Below are 20110 nucleotides of genomic sequence, written 5' to 3' on the forward strand. Positions count from 1 at the left end.
GACGATCGGGCGCGATGGCTTTAAGGCTGGGGAGAGACGCGATGTTCGGGGGGAACAATGCGAATGACGACATCAGGATGGTCGATGATCTCCGACCATTGGCGCACTCGCTCCGGCGGGTGGCCATGACGTCAACTCCGGCGGAGCGGAAGGCCACCTGGCGACGCATCTACCTCGAACTCAAGCGGGCGAGGAAATATCTCCAATCGCCAGACGCGAGCCTTGGCGGCGTGCTGCTTGCGGCAAAGCGAACGCTCGAACACAGGCGCGATGTCAGGCTTCGCATCAGGGCGGCGCGTGACGCATACCCTGCCTTGCCGATTGCGGCGGCGAAGGACAGCTTCATGCTCGTCCGCATCATCGGCAACGATCTCGAGCCGCGGCACCGCAAAGGCCAGTCCTTCGACAATGCCAGCTTCATCCTGGACAATGAGCCTGCCTTTCCCGACTGCGACAAGTTCTGGATCGTCAATCGGATAGCCGATCCGGATGAGGAGGCCCGCATCATCGGGCTGCTGGAGGGGCGCGGCCAGAGCTTTGTGCGCATCCCTTTCGATCTCGAGGCCTACGGCAAGATTGCGTGGGACATTGACGGGCTGGCGGCAAAAGAGCTCCGGCTTTCCGGCAAAAGCAGCCAATCGGCTGAGCTCACAGCGCGCTACGAAACGCTCATCAGGCGCAGCAAAAACCGTTATCTGATGAACAACAACGGCGCCCGCAACAAGGCGCTCGAGATCGCGCGCACACGGGCGAAGTGGCTGATGCCGTGGGATGGAAACTGCTATCTGACCGAGCAGGCATTCCGGCAGATACGCGGGGCAATCGAGGCGAGGCCGTATTTACCCTATGTCATCGTGCCGATGGCGCGCATTGTCGAAAACTCGGGCCTGCTCGACGAGAATTTCGAGCCGCCGGCCAGGGAAGAGCCCCAAATCATCTTTCGCACCGACACGACCGAGCTGTTCGACGAAAACTATGCCTATGGCCGCCGGCCCAAGGTCGAAATGCTGTGGCGGCTCGGCGTTCCCGGACCATGGGACCGTTTCCGCGACGACCCGTGGGATTTCCCACGTCCGTCGCTGGCCCCCGACGCCGGGCTTTTCCAGAATGCCGGCTGGGTGGCGCGCCTGGATTCCGGGCGCGCGCATCTGGAAATCGGCAGGGTCGGTTTCGTAGCCCGCTGGAGCAGCCGCGACGAAGCGATCGTCGACATGATCGACCGCTGCGATGCCCTGGCGACCGCCGCCAGGCTCGACCCGTCGCGCCTGGTTTTTTACGACGACGCTGTTCTTGCAGCAGTATCCCAAGACAATGACGTCGAGGTTCGCCGCCATCTCGAAACTGCCGCCGAGCAGGCGCTCGCCCGCGCTCCTGCCGCCGATCTCCATCGAGCAGGCGATCCTGCCCGCCTGCGCCATGTCCTGCACGACGCCACCGTGCTGGCGCTGGCGGCGGCCGTGCTCGGTGAGCAGCGCTTTGCCGCCCATGCCGCGCAATGGATCCGCACATGCTTCATCGACCCTGACACAAGGATGAACCCGTCTCGCGCAAAGCAAGGTGTCTTCGAGCTCGGTGATCTCCACTTCTTCCTCGACGCCGTCCGCCTCGTCGAACGGGCTGGGATGCTGACCGGGCGGGAACGGGAGGACTTCCGGACCTGGCTTGGCACCTACGGCAAATGGCTGGCCACGACACCGGCGACAGAGTTTGGAAAGCACGGTGTCCTCAGCGATCTTCAGCGTACGTCGATCGCAATGTTTCTGAACGACGACGCAACGCTGGCCAGGGTCCGCCTCTACGCCCGCGAAAGGCTGGGAGACGAGATCGCACCCGACGGCTCGCTTTTGAACGAAACGTCCAACCTACGCGACGCCATGCTCGCCTTGCAGGGCTGGACAGCCCTGGCGCGGGTCTTGTCCGCGGTCGGCGACGATTTGTGGCGGCACCAGGCCGCCGAGGGACAGGGTCTGGTCACGGCGCTGCGCCGGTTTGCAGCCGATATCGGCAGGCAAGATATTGAGACCATCGATCGGGATCTGGCTCGGCCACTGCTGTTGGATCTCGCATGCCACGACCCCGCGACGCCAGCGCTTGATGTCAGCCCCGGGAGATCGCTTTTCCATCCCGACCGGGGCATCGCGCCGTTCTGGGTCTGGCGAAGGCAGTGACTAATGCATGTCGCCCAGAAGTGTGCTGCGGTTCTGGGACAACGACATGCATCAAAACAAAGACTTAAAGCGCGTCGCTTGAATCCGTTTCAGCGCGACGCGCTTTAGATCCTGATCCCGGCTTTCCAGAGCCGCAGCCGCGCTTTCAACAGCGGGCTGGATTCACGCGTCGCGATCGGCCGGATGTAACGCCTGATCGCCCTGAACAATGCATTGGCCGGTTCGGCAGCCTGCGATCTGGCGATCATCTCAAGCGCCGATTTCAGTTCGCCAAACCCGTCATGTAGAATATGGGCCGAACATGCCATGGCATAGGGATGACCGGCCTTCGCCGCGGCAAAATAGAACGCGAAATCCTTGCCCATGGCGTGGCCGTGCACTGTCTTGCGCGACAGAGCCAAAAGCATTGGCAGCGGCACCTTGGGACGCGCCTCGAACTGCGCCGTCATGCGCGACTTCAAAATGGCTTCCCCGGCTGCGTAGTCCTTCTCGCGAAAATAAGCCGCCGCGATCTTGAGGGGATAGGCGTCGCTTTCAGGGTCGAGCGCGTAGGCCTTGCCGAGAATGTCCCTTGCCCTGGCCGGGCTGATGTCGTCCTCAATGTTCAGGAACGCCGAGAGATAGCCGAACGCCGCTTCGAATGGATGATAGTCGGACTGATGCTGCTCCAGCTCTTCGAGCATGAGTTGCGCCGCCAGGGGCGGGCTGAACAGCGCCGTGGTCCTGGTGCGTGGAACGCCGCTCATCACCGACGACACGGATGCGAACACGCTGCTGCCGGCGTAAATCCGCTGACAACGCGCCAAAAGGCCCATCTCGAAAAATGCCCTCAGCGTCTCATCCTCGAATTCGTTGGCGCCGAAATCGTCGGTCAGCAACGCGCCGGTTTGCGACCTCAGATAGTCGAGCGTCGCACGGTCCTGTCCGACCAGCAGCGTCGCAATGCCCTTTGATGCCAGGTCCGACACGATGGCCCTGGCCAGCGTCGAGGGGATAACCTTGCCGTTAAAGTTCAGCATCGAACGGTATTTGCCGCGAACGATGTCGCCGCTGCGAAGATGCAGGCCCGCCATCTGCCCTGGAAATCGGCGGGATTCGGCGGTGCGCAGCGCATGGTTCACCGGCTCGGCAAAGCCGAGAGTCCTGATCGTTTCGGATGTCGCGATCAGCTTTCCCTTGTCGCGAAAAGACTCCAGAACGTTGAAATCGTTACAGAGCCAGCCGCGAAAAAAGCTTCGGCGGGCTGACGCATTCAGGCTTGCGCGGGTGAATTTCCCTTTCTTGAGAACCTCGAGATCCGTCTCTCTGATCTTTTCGCCCAGCCAGTGTTTCTCGATGAATTCGGGATTGAATATTTTGTCGACCGTATCGACAATGTGAAACGTCTTGTCCGAGACGGCTCTCTTCCAGGTGAATCCGAAGCGGTGGCCTGTCGCATCGGCAAGCGCCTTTGCATTGACCATGGCCAGAAGCCGGCCGCCCAGCCCGTCATCCCTGGTCGCGGCAATCAACTTTGCGTGCTGAGGATTGGGATCAGGCCGCGCCGAGGCGGACATCGCCCTTCTCAACATGGCTGAGAAACCACGCATATGTCTGTTCCAATCCACTGCGAAGCGCGTAGCGCGGGCGCCATCCCGTTGCAAACAGCCGCGACACATCCATCAGCTTGCGCGGCGTGCCATCCGGCTTGGTCGTATCGAAGGCGATCGTAGCCTCGACGCCGGCGACGGAGGCGACGGTTTGGGCGAGCTCGGCAATGGTGACATCCTCCCCCGAACCGACATTGACGTGGCTGTCGCCGGCATAATTCTTCAACAGCCAGACCAGAGCATCGGCCGCGTCGTCGACATGCAGGAATTCGCGCCGCGGCGTGCCCGACCCCCACACCTCGAGGCCGGTGCCCCCGCTCAGTGCGAGCGCATGCGCTTTTCGCATCAGCGCCGGCACCACATGGCTACTCTGCAGATCGAAATTGTCGCCAGGACCGTAAAGGTTGGTCGGCATCGCCGAGATGTAGTCGACCCCGTATTGGCGCTGATAGGCTTGGCAGAGTTTCAGCCCGGCGATCTTGGCGATCGCATACCATTCGTTGGTGGGCTCGAGCGGGCCGGTCAGCAAGGCGTCTTCGGGTATCGGCTGCGGCGCCAGCCTCGGATAAATACAGGACGAGCCGAGAAAGAGCAGTTTGCCGACCTCGCTGCGAAAAGCGCTGTCGATGACATTGCTCTGCACGACAAGATTTTCATGCAGGAAATCGACCGGGAACCTGTCATTGGCCAGGATGCCGCCGACCTTGGCGGCCGCCATCACCACCGCGTCCGGCCGGTGCTCGGCCATCCAGCGCCGCACGCCGGCCTGGTCGAGCAGGTCGAGCCTGTCGCGGGATACGGTGAGCACCTCGCAATCCTCGCTCGCCAGCCGTCGCACGACGGCCGAACCGACCATGCCGCGATGCCCGGCGACGAAGACACGCTTGCCTTTCAGCTCAAATGTCACGTCCATCGGCCTGCCTCACGCGGAGCGGCTGTTCTGCCGCATGCCGCCGGCAGCACGCGCCAGATCGGCCTGCACCATTTCCGCCACAAGATCCCTGAACCCGGTCGTGTGCGACCAGCCAAGTCTCGCCTTGGCCTTGGCGGGGTCGCCGAGCAAAAAGTCGACCTCGGTCGGCCGAAAATAGCGCGGATCGATACGCACCAGGACCGTGCCCGAGCCGGCATCGACACCAACCTCGTCGACACCCTCGCCCTGCCAGCGGATGCTGCGACCGGTCTCGGCAAATGCCAGTTCGACAAATTCGCGCACCGAATGCGCCTCGCCGGTCGCCAGCACGAAATCGTCGGCTTCGCTGTGCTGCAGAATGCGCCACATGCCTTCTACGTAGTCGCGCGCATGGCCCCAGTCACGCCTGGCGTCGAGATTGCCGAGATAGAGCGTGTCCTGCAGGCCGTGTTGAATCGAGGCGACGGCTCGCGTGATCTTGCGGGTGACGAAGGTTTCGCCGCGTGTCGGGCTTTCGTGGTTGAACAGGATGCCGTTGGCGGCGAACATGCCGTAGGCTTCCCGGTAATTGACCGTGATCCAGTAGGCGTAGAGCTTGGCCGCGGCATAGGGCGAGCGCGGATGGAACGGCGTCGTCTCGCTTTGCGGGACCTCGCGCGCCTTGCCGTAAAGCTCCGAGGTCGAGGCCTGGTAAAAACGCACCGATTTTTCCATGCCGAGGATGCGGATCGCCTCCAGCAGCCTGAGCGTGCCCAGCGCATCGGCATTGCCGGTGTATTCGGGCGTCTCGAAACTCACCTGGACATGGCTCTGGGCGCCGAGATTGTAGATCTCGCTCGGCCGCGTCTCCTGCACGAGACGAATAAGATTGGTTGCGTCGGTCAGGTCGCCATAATGCAGGAAAAAGCGCGCACCGCGCTCATGCGGATCGACATAGATGTCGTCGACGCGCTCGGTGTTGAACGAAGATGAGCGCCGTTTGACGCCATGGACAATATAGCCCTTCCGCAGAAGCAGCTCTGCAAGATAGGCCCCGTCCTGCCCGGTTACCCCGGTGATGAGCGCCACTTTTTCCGTCATTGCCGCGTTTGTCCGCATTAAATCCCGGCAACCGAATACAGATTTGGCGCAAGAACGCAAATCCCCCATACGGCGGATGCTTTTCAGCCAGCTATGCTGTTCTCAGGCACCCACGACCGCGCAGAAATGCTTCATCCTGGCCAGCGCAAGCGCGGGATCGGCGAGCAGCCCTGCCTGGTCGCCAAGGCGAAAGATGTCGGCATAGTGCAGGATGCCGCGCGCCGACTGCATGCCGCCGACCATTGTGAAATGATCCTGATGGCCGTTGAGCCAGGCCATGAAGACAATGCCCGCCTTGTAGTACTCGGTCGGCGCCTCGAAGATCTTGCGCGACAGCGGCACTGTCGGCGCCATCAGCGCGTCATAGCCGGCGCGGTCGCCGGCGGCCAACTTCGCCAGGGCCGCATTGGCGACCGGCGCGATGGCGTCGAAGATGCCGAGCAAGGCATGCGAGTGACGTTTCCCGTCGCCGGCAATCAGTTCGGGATAGTTGAAGTCGTCGCCGGTGAACATGACGACGCCGTCCGGCAACCGGTCGCGCAGGGCGACTTCCTTGCCGGCATCGAGCAGTGAAATCTTTATCCCCTCGACCTTGCCGGCATGGCGCTCGATGATGGCGACGACGGTGTCGAGCGCAGTCTCGAAACTCTCACTGCCCCAATAGCCCTTCAGTGCCGGATCGAACATGTCGCCCAGCCAGTGCAGGATGACCTTGCCGGAGGCCTGATTGAGGATGCGGTCGTAGACCCTGATATAATCATCCGGGCCTTTGGCGACCGCCGCCAACGCCCGGCTGGCCATCATGATTGCCTTGCCACCCTGCCCTTCGATGAAGGTGAACTGCTGCTCATAGGCGGCGATCACGTCATCGAGCGTCCTGGCAGCCGCCGGCATCAGATGATCGGTGCCGGCGCCCGATGCCAGATCGGCGCCTTCGACGCTGCGCGCCTCGGCGATCGAGCGCCGGATCAATTCCTTGGCATTTATCCAGTCGAAGCCCATGCCGCGCTGCGAGGTGTCCATCGCTTCGGCGATGCGGAAGCCGAGCCGCCACAGATGGTGGCGAAACGCCATGGTCTTGTCCCAGTCGACGACCGGTCGCGACCAGGGATTGGTCATCGCAAGCGGGTCGGCGACGACATGCGCCGCGGCATAGGCAATGCGCGGGAAAGCAGCACCTATTCTGGGCTCCACCGGGTCGCCCACGAGCTTGTAGCTGACGCGGCCGCCACTCTCCGCAGGCAGGGTGATGTCCATGGCAACCTCCGTTTCCGGCATCCTATAAATGGAACGTTCCAATAAATCAAGAACCTTTATGATTCCTGAGATTGAACCGGTCCAAATGCCGAAAGAGGCCAAGAGCCTTGCTGAACATCACATTCATCAATTTTTCGATCCTCTCCAGAATCCCGATTGACTCTCGTTTGACACAGTGATTAGAACGTTCCAATAGATTTTCCAATTCAGGCGGAGGAAGCCAACCGTATGGCCAGCCGGCCCAAGGCAACGATCCTGGACATCGCCCGCGAGGCCGGTGTGTCCAAATCGACCGTGTCGCTCGTGCTGCAAGGCTCAGGGCTGATCCGGCCTGAAACCGCGCTCAAAGTTCGCAAGGCGATCGAGGATGTCGGCTATGTCTACAACCGTGGCGCCGCCAACCTGCGCAAGGCCCATTCCAACGTCATCGGCATGGTCATTAACGATCTCACCAACCCTTTTTTCGCCGAGCTGGCGGTCGGCATGGAGCGTGTCTTCCAGTCGGCCGGCATCGTGCCGTTCATCGCCAACACGGCGGAGAATCCGGTGCGCCAGGAAGAAGTCTTGAAATCGCTGATGGAACAGGGCGTCGCCGGGCTGATCGTGTCGCCGGCGCGCGGCACCACGCCGGGCGCCTTCCGCCGTCTTGAGACGGCGGGCGTGCCGGTCGTCTTCGCCATGCGCCGGCTGCCGGACAGCCGGATCCCGGTGATCGCGCCCGACAATCATCGCGGCGCGTACCTCGCCGCCGCCCATCTGATCGGCAAGGGCCATCGCCGGCTTGCCTTCTTCGGCGGCACCTCCGATCTGGTCGTCTATCAGGAGCGCCTGGGCGGCTTTCGCGAGGCATGCGAAACGCTTGGCATTGCCAGGCGCGACGTGCTCGTCGTCGAAGGCGAGACCAGCCGCAGGGGCGGCATCGCCTGCCTGGAAACCGCCCTTGCCATGCCCGAGCCGCCGACGGCGGCGCTGTGTTTCAACGACGCCGTTGCCTTCGGCGTCATGCTGGCGCTGCGTAAGCGCGGGCTGGAGCCCGGCGCGGATTTCGCCGTTGTCGGTTTCGACGACGTGGTCGAGGCCGAGCACTACATGCCGGCGCTGACCAGTGTTTCGGTGGATACGGCAGGCCTTGGCGAGCGTGCCGCGCACGTCATGCTGAAGATGATCCAGTCGCGCACCACACGTGCCGAGGACCATATCGGCGCCGTCAATCTGGTCGTCAGGGAAAGCTGCGGTCCCGATCGCCGCACCCAAAACAGGCCTGCAGGAATGGGAGACGCCGCATGAGCGTCAGATGGGGACTGATTGGCGCCAGCACGATCGCCAAACAATTCATGATCAACGCCATCCGAGCGCAAGCAGATGGCGAGATATCAGCGGTGATGAGCTCCAGCCCGGAGCGGGCCAAGGCCTATGCCGCGGAAAACGACATTCCGCTCGCCGTCTCGACGCTCGACGACCTGCTCGGCGCCGGCATCGACGCCACCAATGAACTGCATCTTGAACAGGCGCTGGCTGCCATGAAGGCGGGAAAGCATGTTCTGTGCGAGAAGCCGCTGGCGCTGACCAGCGCCGATGCGCGCACAATGGTCGCAACGGCGGAGGCAGCAGGGGTCGTCCTCGGCACCAACCATCATCTGCGCAATGCCGGCGCCCACCGCGCCATGCGCGATGCCATATCAGCCGGCCGCATCGGCAAGCCGATCGCCGCGCGCGTCTTCCATTCCGTCTACCTGCCGGAGAACCTGCAGGGTTGGCGCATCACCAAACCTGAGGCCGGCGGCGGGGTGGTCCTCGACATCACCGTGCACGATGCCGACACGCTGCGTTTCGTGCTTGGCGACGATCCGATCGAGATAGCGGCCTTTACCCAGTCGGCCGGCATGGCCGGCAGCGGGCTGGAAGACGGCGCCATGTGCATCTGGCGCTTCAAGTCCGGCGTGATTGCCCAATCGCATGAAGGCTTCACCACAAAGTTCGCCGACACCGGCTTCGAGGTGCATGGTTCGGAAGGCTCGTTGATCGGCAAAAATGTGATGACGCAAAAGCCGGTCGGCACGGTGCTGCTGCGCACAGCCAAGGGCCAGGAGGAACTGAGTTTCGACCACGAAGACCTCTACGTCCGGTCGCTGCGTCAATTCCACGCCGCCATCAGCGGCAAAGGCCAACCCTCCGCCACCGGCGAGGACGGCGTCTGGTCGGTTGCGTCAGCCGAAGCGGCCTTGCTGTCGGAGAAATCCGGCAAGGCTGTCGCCATCGATCCCAAGCTTGGGGGTGCCGCGTGAACAAGCTTGTCTCCGCGGCGCAAGCTGCCGGCCTGATCAAGGACGGCATGACCGTATCCGTGTCCTCGTCGAGCGGCCTCGGTTGCCCGGATGCCGTGCTGGCCGCCATCGGCGAGCGCTTCGATGCGGAAGGTCATCCAAAAAATATCACCACGCTGCATCCGATCGCCGCCGGCGACATGTACGGCATCAAGGGCATCGACCATCTGGCCAAACCCGGCCTGTTGAAGCGCACGCTGTGCGGCTCCTATCCCTCAGGCCCCTCCTCGTCCGAGCCGCCGCAGATCTGGAAGATGATCGGCGACAATTCGGTTGCCGCCTACAACGTCCCCTCAGGCATCCTGTTCGACATGCATCGGGAGGCCGCCGCCAAGCGGCCGGGCGTGCTGACCAAGGTCGGCCTCGACACTTTCGCCGATCCGCGCCACCAGGGCTGCGCCATGAACGCGGCCGCCAGCGAGCCGATCGTCTCGGTGCAGCAGTTCGACGGCGAGGAATGGCTCTATTTCCGCTCGATCGTACCCAACATCTCGATCATCCGCGCCACCACCGCCGACGAGCGCGGCAACCTCACCTATGAGCATGAAGGCGCCTATCTCGGCGGTCTCGAACAGGCGCTCGCTGCCCGCAACAATGGCGGCATCGTCATCGCGCAGGTCAAGCGCGTGGTCGAGAACGGCACGCTGAAGCCGCATGATGTGCGCGTGCCCGGCGTTCTGGTCGACCATATCGTGGTCGCGCCGGATCAGTTGCAGACGACGCTGACGCCTTATGATCCGGCGATTTCAGGCGAGATCTTCCGGCCGCTGTCGAGCTTCCGCAACGCCGAGATGAACGTCCAGAAGGTGATCGCGCGCCGCGTTGCGATGGAACTCAGCGACGGCATGGCCGTCAACATCGGCTTCGGCATCTCGGCCAACGTGCCGCGCATCCTCCTCGAGGAAGGCCAGCACGGCAAGGTCACCTGGGTGATCGAACAGGGCGCTGTCGGCGGCGTGCCGCTGCTCGACTTCAAGTTCGGCTGTGCCTCCAACGCCGAGGCGATCATGCCCTCGCCCCACCAGTTTATCTACTTCCAGGCCGGCGGCTTCGACGCCTCGCTGCTGTCCTTCCTGCAGATCGACCGCCACGGCTCGGTCAATGTCTCCAAGCTGTCGGCACGGCCGCATGTCACCGCCGGCGCAGGTGGCTTCGTCGACATCACCGCGCGGGCAAAGAAGATCGTCTTCTCCGGCTTCTTCAATGCCGGCGCCAAACTGTCGCTGGCCGACGGCGGCATCCGCATCGACGCGGAAGGCAAGGTCAAGAAGGTGGTCAACGAGGTCGAGCATATCTCCTTCTCGGGAAAACGCGCCGTCGCGCAGGGGCAGGACATCACTTACGTCACCGAGCGTTGCGTGATGAAGCTGACGCCGGACGGTCTGATGGTGACGGAACTGGCGCCGGGCATCGACCTCGAGCGCGATGTGCTGGCGCAGTCCGAGACACCGCTCGGCGTCGCCAACGATCTCAAGGTGACGCCGGCGGCCCTCTACCACGATCGGCCGATCGGCCTGTCGCTCAATGGCAGCGCTTCGCTCGGAGGCGCACATGGCTGAGCGCCTCGTCAGCTTCGAGCAGGACGGCGCCATCGGCATCGTCACGCTGCACCGGCCGGAAAAATTCAACGCGCTGGACATCCCGATGCTGCGCGCGCTGGAAGCCGCGCTCGACGAGGCGGAACTCGCCGAAGGCGTGCGCGTCGTTCTGATCCGTGGCGAAGGCAAGGGCTTTTGCGCCGGCGGCGATGTCGAGGCCTGGGCGCAGATGAGCGCAGCCGATTTCCAGGTGCAATGGGTGCGCTACGGCCACCGCGTCTTCGACCGGCTGGCGCGGCTCCGGCAGCCGACCATCGCCGTTCTTTCCGGCCACGCGCTGGGCGGCGGGTTGGAACTGGCGGTCGCCTGCGACTTCCGTGTCGCCGAAACCCACATCAAGCTCGGCTTCCCCGAGACATCGATCGGCGTCGTGCCCGGCTGGTCCGGCACGCAACGCGCCGTACGCCGCTTCGGTGCTCAGATCGTGCGCCGCATGGCGCTCGGCGGCGAAGTCTTTGCTGCGCCCGACGCGCTCACCCTCGGCATCGTCGACCGTGTGGTCGAGACCGGCCAGGCCTTCGCCGAAGCCAAGGCGTGGGCGCAAAAAATCGCCGAGCGCGGGCCGCTAGCAACCGAAGCCGCCAAGTTGATGACTGCCGTCGCCGAAGGCGAGGAAAGCGCCGCCGCGACCGAGGCGCTGGCCAGCGGCTTCATTGCGCTGACCTGCGACCTCAAAGCCGGCGTCGGCGCCTTCAAGACGAAGCAAAAGCCGGCCTTTTCGAGATCCTAGAGAAAGCATGATGAACGCACCGCTCAACATTTCCATGCCGACTGAGGCGTCCAAGGCGCCAAAGGCTTACAAGCTCCTGATCGACGGCAAGCATGTCGATGCCCGCGACGGCCGTACGCTGGAGCGCAACAGCCCCGGCCACGGCTTCACCGTTTCGCGCTATGCACAGGCCGGCGCGGCCGAGGTGGAAGCGGCGATGCAGGCAGCGCACAAAGCTTTCGAGACCGGCCCCTGGCCGCGCATAAAGGCATCGGAGCGCGCCGCCATCCTGCTCAGGACGGCCGACCTGATCGAGACCCGGTTGGAAGACATCGCCCGGCTCGATGCGCTGGAATCCGGCAAGCCGATCGCTCAGGCGCGCGGCGAAATCGGCGGCGCCGTCGACATCTGGCGCTATGCTGCCTCGCTTGCCCGCACGCTGCATGGCGAGAGCTACGCCAATCTCGGCGACGCCATGCTGGGCGTCGTGCTGCGCGAACCGATCGGCGTCGTCTCCATCATCACGCCGTGGAATTTCCCTTTCCTCATCGTCAGCCAGAAACTGCCTTTCGCGCTCGCCGCCGGCTGCACGGCCGTGGTGAAGCCCTCAGAAATGACCTCGGCCTCGACCTTCCTGCTCGGCGATATCCTGATGCAGGCCGGCCTGCCCGCCGGTGTCGTCAACATTCTGGCCGGTCTCGGCGCCGATGTCGGTGCGCCGATGGTCAGCCATCCCTTGGTCGAGATGGTGTCGTTCACCGGTTCGACCCGCGTCGGCAAGATGACCATGGCTTCAGCCGCGCAATCGCTGAAGAAAGTCTCGATGGAACTCGGCGGCAAGAACGGCCAGATCGTTTTCCCCGATGCCGACCTCAAGGCGGCCGCCGACGCCGCTGTCTTCGGCGGCTTCTTCAACGCCGGCGAATGCTGCAATGCCGGCAGCCGGCTCATCGTGCACGAGGCGATTGCCGATGATTTCCTCGCCACTGTCAAGGCCCTGACCGCCAAGGTGAGGGTCGGTGACCCGCTCGACGACCAAACCAAGGTCGGCGCGATGATTTCCGCCGATCATCTGAATAAAGTCGCGAGCTACGTCACGGCAGCTGCGAGCGGGGGCAGCATCGTCTACAGCGGCGGCAAGCAGTTGACCTCCAATGCCGGCCAATACCTTGATCCCACCATTGTCCGCGATGTTACCGAGGACATGGCCATTGCGCGTGAGGAAGTGTTCGGGCCGGTGCTCTCGGTGCTGACTTTTGAAACGATTGAAAAGGCGTTGCACATCGCCAACAACACGCCTTATGGTCTGTCGGCAGGGGTGTGGAGCGCCAGCATCGACACCTGTATGTCGGTGGCGCGTGGTGTGCGTTCGGGAACGGTTTGGGTGAACACATTCATGGAAGGCTACCCCGAGCTGCCATTCGGGGGCTACAAGCAGTCCGGCATCGGACGCGAACTCGGCAAACGCGCTGTCGAGGATTATACCGAGGAAAAGACAATCCAGTTTCATCGCGGCCAGCGCACCGGTTGGTGGGTCGGCTGAGTTTGGAAGAACCGGTGGGCTTCCACCGGTGGTGTAATGCAACAAGGGAGGTAGTACATGTTGCGCAAACTGCTTATCGGAACGGCTCTGGCGACGACCTTTGCTTTCTCGGCGCATGCCGAGGACGTCAAGGAAGTGCAGATGCTGCATTGGTGGACGTCGGGCGGCGAAGCGGCTGCTCTCAACGTCCTCAAGGGCGATCTGGCCAAGGAAGGCTATGCCTGGAAAGACGTGCCCGTGGCCGGCGGTGGCGGCGACGCCGCCATGACCGCGCTGAAGGCGATGGTCGCAGCCGGCAATTACCCGACCGCTTCGCAGATGCTCGGCTACACCGTGCTCGATTATGCGGCGGCCGGCGTCATGGGCGACCTGACCGAAACGGCGAAGAAGGAAGGCTGGGACAAGTCGGTTCCGGCAGCCCTGCAGAAGTTCTCCGTCTATGACGGCAAGTGGGTCGCGGCTCCGGTCAACGTCCACTCCGTCAACTGGCTGTGGATCAACAAGGCGGTGATGGACAAGATCGGCGGCACCGAGCCGAAGACCTTCGACGACTTCATCGCCCTGCTCGACAAGGCCAAGGCGGCTGGCGTCATCCCGCTCGCTCTCGGCGGCCAGAACTGGCAGGAAGCCACCATGTTCGACTCGGTCGTGCTGTCGACCGGTGGACCAGAGTTCTACAAGAAGGCCTTCAACGATCTCGACGACGCGTCCCTCAAGTCGGACACGATGAAGAAGTCGTTCGACAACCTCGCCAAGCTCGTCACCTATGTCGACCCGAACTTCTCGGGCCGCGACTGGAACCTTGCCACCGCCATGGTCATCAAGGGCGATGCCCTTGTCCAGGTGATGGGTGACTGGGCCAAGGGCGAGTTCAACGCCGCCAAGAAAACGCCGGGCACGGACTTCCTGTGCTATCGCTTCCCGGGCACGGAAGGCTCAGTGGTCTACAACTCCGACATGTTCGGCATGTTCAACGTCCCGGACGACCGCAAGGCCGCCCAGGTCGCGTTGGCCACCGCAACCCTGTCGAAGAGCTTTCAGTCGGCCTTCAACGTCGTCAAGGGTTCGGTTCCGGCGCGTACCGACGTTCCGGACACCGACTTCGACGCTTGCGGCAAGAAAGGCATCGCCGATCTGAAGGCTGCGAACGAGCGCGGCACGCTGTTCGGCTCGCTCGCCCAGGGTTATGGCGCGCCTCCGGCGGTCGCCAATGCCTACAAGGACGTCGTGTCGAAGTTCGTCCATGGTCAGATCAAGACCTCGGACGAAGCCGTGACCGAACTGGTCAAGGCGATTGACGACGCCAAGTAAGCACTAGCCTTAAAAACACCTTCCCCGCCTAGGCGGGGAAGGTTCCACCTCAGGATTGGCCGGCTCGTGCCGACCAAGGACCCGTATGAACGGGCCGCCTTGCCGCCTGACGGCAGAGCTGGGACGACCCGAAACGGGAGGAGCCTCATGAGCAGCGTAGCGACAACCCAGATCAAGCTGACGCCGGAGCGGTCACGCCCCTCGGTGCGCTCCCGCCTGCAGGACGCCCTGCCCAAGCTCGTGCTGGCGCCGAGCTTCGCCATCACCATCGTCTTCGTCTACGGCTTCATCCTGTGGACGATCTATCTGTCCTTCACCAATTCCAAGACCTTCCCGTCCTATGTCATCACCGGCTCGCGCGCCTATCAGCGCCTGTGGGGCTGGACCTTCGACACCGACCCGCCATCGAGCTGGTACACGTCGATCACCAATATGGGCATTTTCGGCTTTCTCTACATCGCCATCTGCCTGGCGCTCGGCCTGTTCCTGGCCATCCTGCTCGACCAGAAGATCCGCGGCGAAGGCGTGTTGCGGCCGATCTATCTCTACCCGATGGCGCTGTCCTTCATCGTCACCGGCGTCGCCTGGAAATGGTTCCTCGATCCGGGCCTTGGCCTCGAACAGACGCTGCATCAGTGGGGCTGGACGAGCTTCCATTTCGACTGGATCAAGAACAAGGATTTCGTCATCTACACGGTGGTCATTGCCGGCGTCTGGCAAGCCTCCGGCTTCATCATGGCGATGTTCCTTGCCGGGCTTCGCGGCATAGACGGCGAGATCATGAAGGCAGCGCAGATCGATGGCGCCACCACCTTTCAGCTCTACCGCCGCATCGTCATCCCGCTGCTGCGGCCGATCTTCCTGTCGGCCTTCATCGTGCTCGCCCACCTCGCCATCAAGTCGTACGACCTTGTCGTTGCGCTGACCAGCGGCGGCCCCGGCGGCTCGGCCTGGCTGCCGTCCAACTTCATGTATGAGTACACTTTCAAGCGCAACGAAATGGCCGTCGGTTCGGCCAGTGCCGTGATCATGCTGATGACCATCGTCGCCATCATCGTGCCCTATCTCTATTCGGAACTGCGGGAGAAGCCGCGATGAGCGCTGTCGCCACCCCTGCCCGCCAGGCCTCTAGCGGCATCAGCAGCAAGACCCTCAACCGCGTCGTCATCTACGGGCTGCTGGCGCTGTTTGCGCTGTTCTACCTGATGCCGCTGTTCGTCATGCTGGTCACGTCGTTCAAGACCATGGACGAGATCCAGAACGGCAACATGCTGTCGCTGCCCCATGCGCCGACTTTCGCGCCATGGATAAAGGCGTGGAGCGAAGTCTGCTCGGGCCTGACCTGCGTCGGCATGAAGGGCTACTTCTGGAACTCCATCAAGATGGTCGTGCCGGCTGTGCTGATCTCGACGCTGCTCGGCGCGCTCAACGGTTACGTGCTGACCAAATGGCGCTTCCGCGGCCACACGCTGGTCTTCGCCATGATGCTGTTTGCCTGCTTCATTCCGTTCCAGTCGGTGCTGTTGCCGATGGCGACGATCCTCGGCAGCCTCGGCCGCTTCGGCGTCACCCTGCAGAACGCCACCGGCTTTAATTTCGGCCTCGGCAATTCGACCGTCAATCTGGTCTTCGTCCACGTGGTCTACGGCCTTGGCTTCACCACGCTCTTCTTCCGCAATTATTACGAAGCCTTCCCCACCGAGTTGATCAAGGCGGCACAGGTCGACGGCGCCTCCTTCTTCCAGATATTTCGGCGCATCATGCTGCCCAATTCGCTGCCGATCATCGTCGTGACGGTGATCTACCAGTTCACCAACATCTGGAACGACTTCCTGTTCGCCTCCGCCTATGCCGGGTCCGGCGACGTGATGCCGATGACGGTGGCGCTGAACAACGTCGTCAACACTTCGACCGGCGTCGTCGAATACAACGTCAACATGGCGGCCGCGATGATCGCCGCGCTCCCCACCCTAATCGTCTACATCGTCGCCGGCCGCTATTTCGTGCGCGGGCTGATGGCCGGCGCGGTCAAAGGCTGAGCTAGGAAGGAATAACCCATGGCTTTTCTGGAAATTGATGGGCTGAAGAAGCGCTTCGGAAATGTTGAAATCCTGAAGGGCATCGATGTCGAGCTCGAAAAGGGTGGCTTCCTGGTGCTGGTCGGCCCGTCCGGCTGCGGCAAGTCCACCTTGCTCAACACCATCGCCGGCCTGGAGCAGATCACCGAGGGCGAGATCCGTGTCGACGGTCGCGCCATCAACGATCTGCACCCGTCCAAGCGTGACATCGCCATGGTGTTCCAGAGCTATGCGCTCTACCCGAACATGACGGTGGCCGGGAACATCTCCTTCGGCATGGAGATGCGCGGCGTGCCGGCCGACGAGCGCCAGAAGGCGATCGACAAGGTGGCCAAGGTCCTGCAGATCGGCCACCTCCTGCAGCGCAAGCCGAGCCAGCTTTCCGGCGGCCAGCGCCAGCGCGTCGCCATGGGCCGGGCGCTGGTGCGCGACCCCAAACTGTTCCTGTTCGACGAGCCTTTGTCCAACCTCGACGCCAAGCTGCGCGTCGACATGCGCATCGAGATCAAGCGACTGCATGCCACCACCGGCACCACGATCGTCTACGTCACCCACGACCAGATCGAGGCCATGACGCTGGCGACCAAGATCGCCGTCATGCGCGACGGCGAGGTGCAACAGTTCGGCACGCCGGCCGAGATCTACAACAACCCCACCAACCTGTTCGTCGCCGACTTCATGGGCTCGCCGGCGATGAACCTGATACCGGCGACCATCGCCACATCGGGCAATGCGCTGTCCGTCGTTTTGCAGCGCGAGCAGCGCGAGCCGATCACGTTGCCGATGGCCAATGCGCCGGCGGGCCTCTCGGAATTCCAGGGCAAGCCGATCATCTTCGGCGTCCGGCCGGAAGCGCTGACCGATCCGGAAGGTGCCGAGCGCAACGCCTCCAACATCGCCACCGCCGACCTGCACATCGAAGTGGTCGAGCCTGCGGGTTCCGACACGTTCGCGGTCACCAATCTCGGCGGCAAGCCCGTTGTGGCGCGGCTGCGCGCCGACGCCAACATCCAGCCGGGCACCAGAACGCCGCTGGCCTTCAACCTGACCAAGGCAGTGTTCTTCGATCCGACGACCGAGAACCGCATTCGCTGACGCTATGACAAATCCGGACATCGTCATCATCGGCTCCGGCATCGGCGGCGCCACGATCGCTTCCGGTCTGGCCGGCAGCGGTGCCTCGATCCTGATGCTGGAGCGCGGCGAACCCTTGCCGGCAACGTCGCATGCCCGCGACACACGCTCGATCTTCGTCGATGGCCACTACCGGCCCAAGGAGATGTGGCGCGAGGCCGGCGGTGCGGCCTTCAATCCCGGCAATTACTACTATGTCGGCGGCAATTCGAAATTCTACGGCGCGGTGCTGATTCGCTACCGCAAGGAAGATTTCTCCGAGATGGAGCACTTCGGCGGCATCTCGCCGGCCTGGCCGTTTTCCTATGACGAATTCGAGCCTTGGTATTCGAAAGCCGAGCAGCTGTTTCGCGTCCGCGGCTCACTCGGCGAAGACCCTACCGAGCCGTTCCACTCGGTCCCCTATGCCTACAAGCCAGTGCCCGACGAAGCGCCGATCGCCCGTGCCCGCGCTGAGCTGAAAAGCCTCGGCCTGCATCCGGCCTCGCTGCCGCTCGGCGTCGACATCGATACCTGGCTGAAGGAAGGCAAGACCGGCTGGGACGCTTTCCCCAACACCGGTCAGGGCAAGATGGACGCCCAGACGGCGCCGCTGGCGGCAGCGCTGAAGGACAGCAAGATTCGGCTCGAGACAGGCTGCTATGCCGAGTATCTCGAAGCGGCGCCCGACGGCAAAAGCATATCGGCCATCCACTACCGGCAGAATGGCGAGCTGAAGAAAGTGTCGCCGAAGCTGGTCATCCTGTCCGCCGGCGCCGTCAACTCCGCCGCCATCCTGCTGCGCTCACCCTCAGCCGATGGCAAGGGTCTCGCCAACCGCTCCGACCAGGTCGGCCGCAATTTCATGAACCACAATTCGAGCGCCATGCTGGCGATCGATCCGCGCCGCAGGAACGATTCCGTCTACCAGAAGACGCTGATGCTGAACGATTATTATCTCTCCGACGGCAAGGGTGGCAAGCCGCTCGGCAACGTCCAGCTGCTCGGCAAGATCGACGGCAACATGCTGAAGGCCAATGTGAAGTCCGTGCCGAAATTCGCACTGGATTATATGGCCGGTCACGCCGTCGATTGGTATTTGATGTGCGAGGACCTGCCCGATCCGGAAAGCCGTATCATGGTCGACGGCAAGGACATCGTCATGCAATGGCGGCGCTCCAACATGCAGTCGCTCGACGGGCTGACCAAGGTGATGCGCGAAAACTTCCGCGCCTGCGGCTATCCAATCGTGCTGTCGCGCCCCTTCGACAAGCGCACGCCGTCGCACCAGTGCGGCACGGTCAAGATGGGCGACGATCCGGCGACGTCGCCGCTTGACCCGTTCTGCCGCGCTTTCGACCACGGGAACCTGTTCGTGGTAGATGCGAGCTTCCTGCCGAATTCGGCGGCTGTGAACCCCGCGCTTTCGATTGCAGCGCAGGCGCTGCGAGTTGCCGACCATATCCGCAAGACGGAGTTGGCCGCATGACAGGTCAGCGCCGCCCCTCATCCGCCTGCCGGCACCTTCTCCCCGTAAACGGGGAGAAGACGGCTAGCGAAAGCGGCCGCGACAGCCTCCTTCTCCCCGTCCCTATACGGGGAGAAGTGCCCGGCAGGGCGATGAGGGGCAGCGCCGACCTTCGCAAGGCTAGCCTCCAATGACCCGCCCCTCCGCAATCATCACCGGGGGTGCGCGCGGCATTGGTCTTGCTTGCGCCGAGGCATTGGCCGATGCGGGCTTCGACATCCTCATCGCAGATCTTGCAGAACAAGCGCCACCCAGCTTGGCCGAAAACACCACCGCACGTGGCGCGAAGTTCGCCTATATCAGATGTGACATCGCCAACCTCGACGATCACGCTGTGTTGGTCGATGCCGCCACACGCGCCTTCGGCCGCATCGACTGTCTCGTCAACAATGCCGGCGTCGGCGCCGCGGTGCGCGGCGATCTGCTGGAGCTGAAGCCTGAGAATTTCGACCGTGCGCTGAACATCAACCTGCGCGGCACCGTCTTCCTCAGCCAGGCCGTCGCCAAGGCCATGCTCGCCACGCCAGGCGACTATCCAAAGTCGATCATCACCATCACCTCGGTCAGCGCCGAAATGGCCTCACCGGAACGATCGGATTACTGCATCTCGAAAGCTGGGCTGTCCATGTGGGTGAAGAACCTGGCGCTCAGGCTCGCGCCGGAAAACATCGGCGTGTTCGAGCTGCGCCCAGGCATCATCCGCACCGAAATGACGGCGGGCGTGACAGCCAAATACGACGCGCTGATCGATGGCGGCCTGGTGCCAGCAAAGCGCTGGGGCGAAGCGTCCGACATCGGCGCCGTGGTGGCAACGCTTGCCGCTGGCAAACTCGGCTTCTCGACCGGCTCTATCATCAACATCGACGGCGCACTCTCGGTGCCGCGATTGTAAGTGGACA

At 63.0% G+C, this 20110-nt stretch carries 16 protein-coding genes; 12 read left to right on the forward strand and 4 right to left on the reverse strand.

Features of this window, described 5'->3' with window-relative positions; all coding sequences use genetic code 11:
- Positions 1 to 125 precede the first annotated feature (125 nt).
- Entirely contained in the window at positions 126 to 2168 is a 2043-nt protein-coding gene (locus FJV77_RS06595; protein ID WP_142866036.1) for an alginate lyase family protein, read from the forward strand.
- A gap of 104 nt (positions 2169 to 2272) precedes the next feature.
- On the opposite strand, the gene FJV77_RS06600 is transcribed toward FJV77_RS06595, so the two are convergent.
- From FJV77_RS06600 to FJV77_RS06615, 4 genes are all read right to left on the reverse strand, one after another.
- A complete protein-coding gene (locus tag FJV77_RS06600) occupies positions 2273 to 3724 on the reverse strand; it encodes a hypothetical protein (RefSeq protein WP_246691159.1) in 1452 nt (483 codons plus the stop codon).
- A complete protein-coding gene (locus FJV77_RS06605) occupies positions 3702 to 4670 on the reverse strand; it encodes a GDP-L-fucose synthase (RefSeq protein WP_142866037.1) in 969 nt (322 codons plus the stop codon). The genes FJV77_RS06600 and FJV77_RS06605 overlap by 23 nt, the downstream gene beginning before the upstream one ends.
- A 9-nt stretch (positions 4671 to 4679) precedes the next feature.
- Positions 4680 to 5750, reverse strand: coding sequence for a GDP-mannose 4,6-dehydratase (gene gmd / locus FJV77_RS06610; protein WP_142866038.1), 1071 nt, complete (start codon positions 5748 to 5750; stop codon positions 4680 to 4682).
- A gap of 102 nt (positions 5751 to 5852) precedes the next feature.
- Positions 5853 to 7007 (reverse strand): dihydrodipicolinate synthase family protein, encoded by a 1155-nt coding sequence (locus FJV77_RS06615; protein ID WP_142866039.1) that lies wholly within the window; start codon positions 7005 to 7007, stop codon positions 5853 to 5855.
- A 228-nt stretch (positions 7008 to 7235) separates the two neighbouring features.
- Here FJV77_RS06615 and FJV77_RS06620 point away from each other — a divergent pair, with 228 nt between their 5' ends.
- The 11 genes from FJV77_RS06620 to FJV77_RS06670 all read left to right on the forward strand — a co-directional run bounded on the left by FJV77_RS06620 (position 7236) and on the right by FJV77_RS06670 (position 20103).
- Positions 7236 to 8294, forward strand: coding sequence for a LacI family DNA-binding transcriptional regulator (locus tag FJV77_RS06620; RefSeq protein WP_142866040.1), 1059 nt, complete (start codon positions 7236 to 7238; stop codon positions 8292 to 8294).
- Positions 8291 to 9292, forward strand: coding sequence for a Gfo/Idh/MocA family oxidoreductase (locus tag FJV77_RS06625; RefSeq protein ID WP_142866041.1), 1002 nt, complete (start codon positions 8291 to 8293; stop codon positions 9290 to 9292). Before FJV77_RS06620 ends, FJV77_RS06625 begins: the two co-directional genes overlap by 4 nt.
- Entirely contained in the window at positions 9289 to 10890 is a 1602-nt protein-coding gene (locus FJV77_RS06630) for an acyl CoA:acetate/3-ketoacid CoA transferase (RefSeq protein ID WP_142866042.1), read from the forward strand. Before FJV77_RS06625 ends, FJV77_RS06630 begins: the two co-directional genes overlap by 4 nt.
- Positions 10883 to 11659, forward strand: a complete 777-nt coding sequence (locus FJV77_RS06635) for an enoyl-CoA hydratase/isomerase family protein (protein WP_142866043.1) — start codon at positions 10883 to 10885, stop codon at positions 11657 to 11659. The genes FJV77_RS06630 and FJV77_RS06635 overlap by 8 nt, the downstream gene beginning before the upstream one ends.
- 10 nt (positions 11660 to 11669) lie before the next feature.
- The gene (locus tag FJV77_RS06640; RefSeq protein WP_142866135.1) at positions 11670 to 13181 is read left to right on the forward strand and encodes an aldehyde dehydrogenase family protein; all 1512 of its coding nucleotides are present in this window, start codon (positions 11670 to 11672) and stop codon (positions 13179 to 13181) included.
- 57 nt (positions 13182 to 13238) lie between these two features.
- A complete protein-coding gene (locus FJV77_RS06645) occupies positions 13239 to 14492 on the forward strand; it encodes an ABC transporter substrate-binding protein (RefSeq protein WP_142866044.1) in 1254 nt (417 codons plus the stop codon).
- A gap of 147 nt (positions 14493 to 14639) precedes the next feature.
- A complete protein-coding gene (locus FJV77_RS06650; RefSeq protein WP_142866045.1) occupies positions 14640 to 15590 on the forward strand; it encodes a sugar ABC transporter permease in 951 nt (316 codons plus the stop codon).
- Positions 15587 to 16531: a carbohydrate ABC transporter permease gene (locus FJV77_RS06655; RefSeq protein ID WP_142866046.1), complete on the forward strand. Its 945-nt coding sequence runs from the start codon at positions 15587 to 15589 to the stop codon at positions 16529 to 16531. The genes FJV77_RS06650 and FJV77_RS06655 overlap by 4 nt, the downstream gene beginning before the upstream one ends.
- An 18-nt stretch (positions 16532 to 16549) precedes the next feature.
- A complete protein-coding gene (locus tag FJV77_RS06660; RefSeq protein WP_142866047.1) occupies positions 16550 to 17665 on the forward strand; it encodes an ABC transporter ATP-binding protein in 1116 nt (371 codons plus the stop codon).
- Between the two features lie 4 nt (positions 17666 to 17669).
- Entirely contained in the window at positions 17670 to 19172 is a 1503-nt protein-coding gene (locus FJV77_RS06665; RefSeq protein WP_142866048.1) for a GMC family oxidoreductase, read from the forward strand.
- A gap of 169 nt (positions 19173 to 19341) precedes the next feature.
- Entirely contained in the window at positions 19342 to 20103 is a 762-nt protein-coding gene (locus tag FJV77_RS06670; protein ID WP_142866049.1) for a 3-ketoacyl-ACP reductase, read from the forward strand.
- The last annotated feature ends 7 nt before the right edge of the window (positions 20104 to 20110 follow it).

Origin of the sequence: Mesorhizobium sp. WSM4306, assembly GCF_007003975.1 — a bacterium.
In the GTDB taxonomy this organism is placed as follows: domain Bacteria; phylum Pseudomonadota; class Alphaproteobacteria; order Rhizobiales; family Rhizobiaceae; genus Mesorhizobium.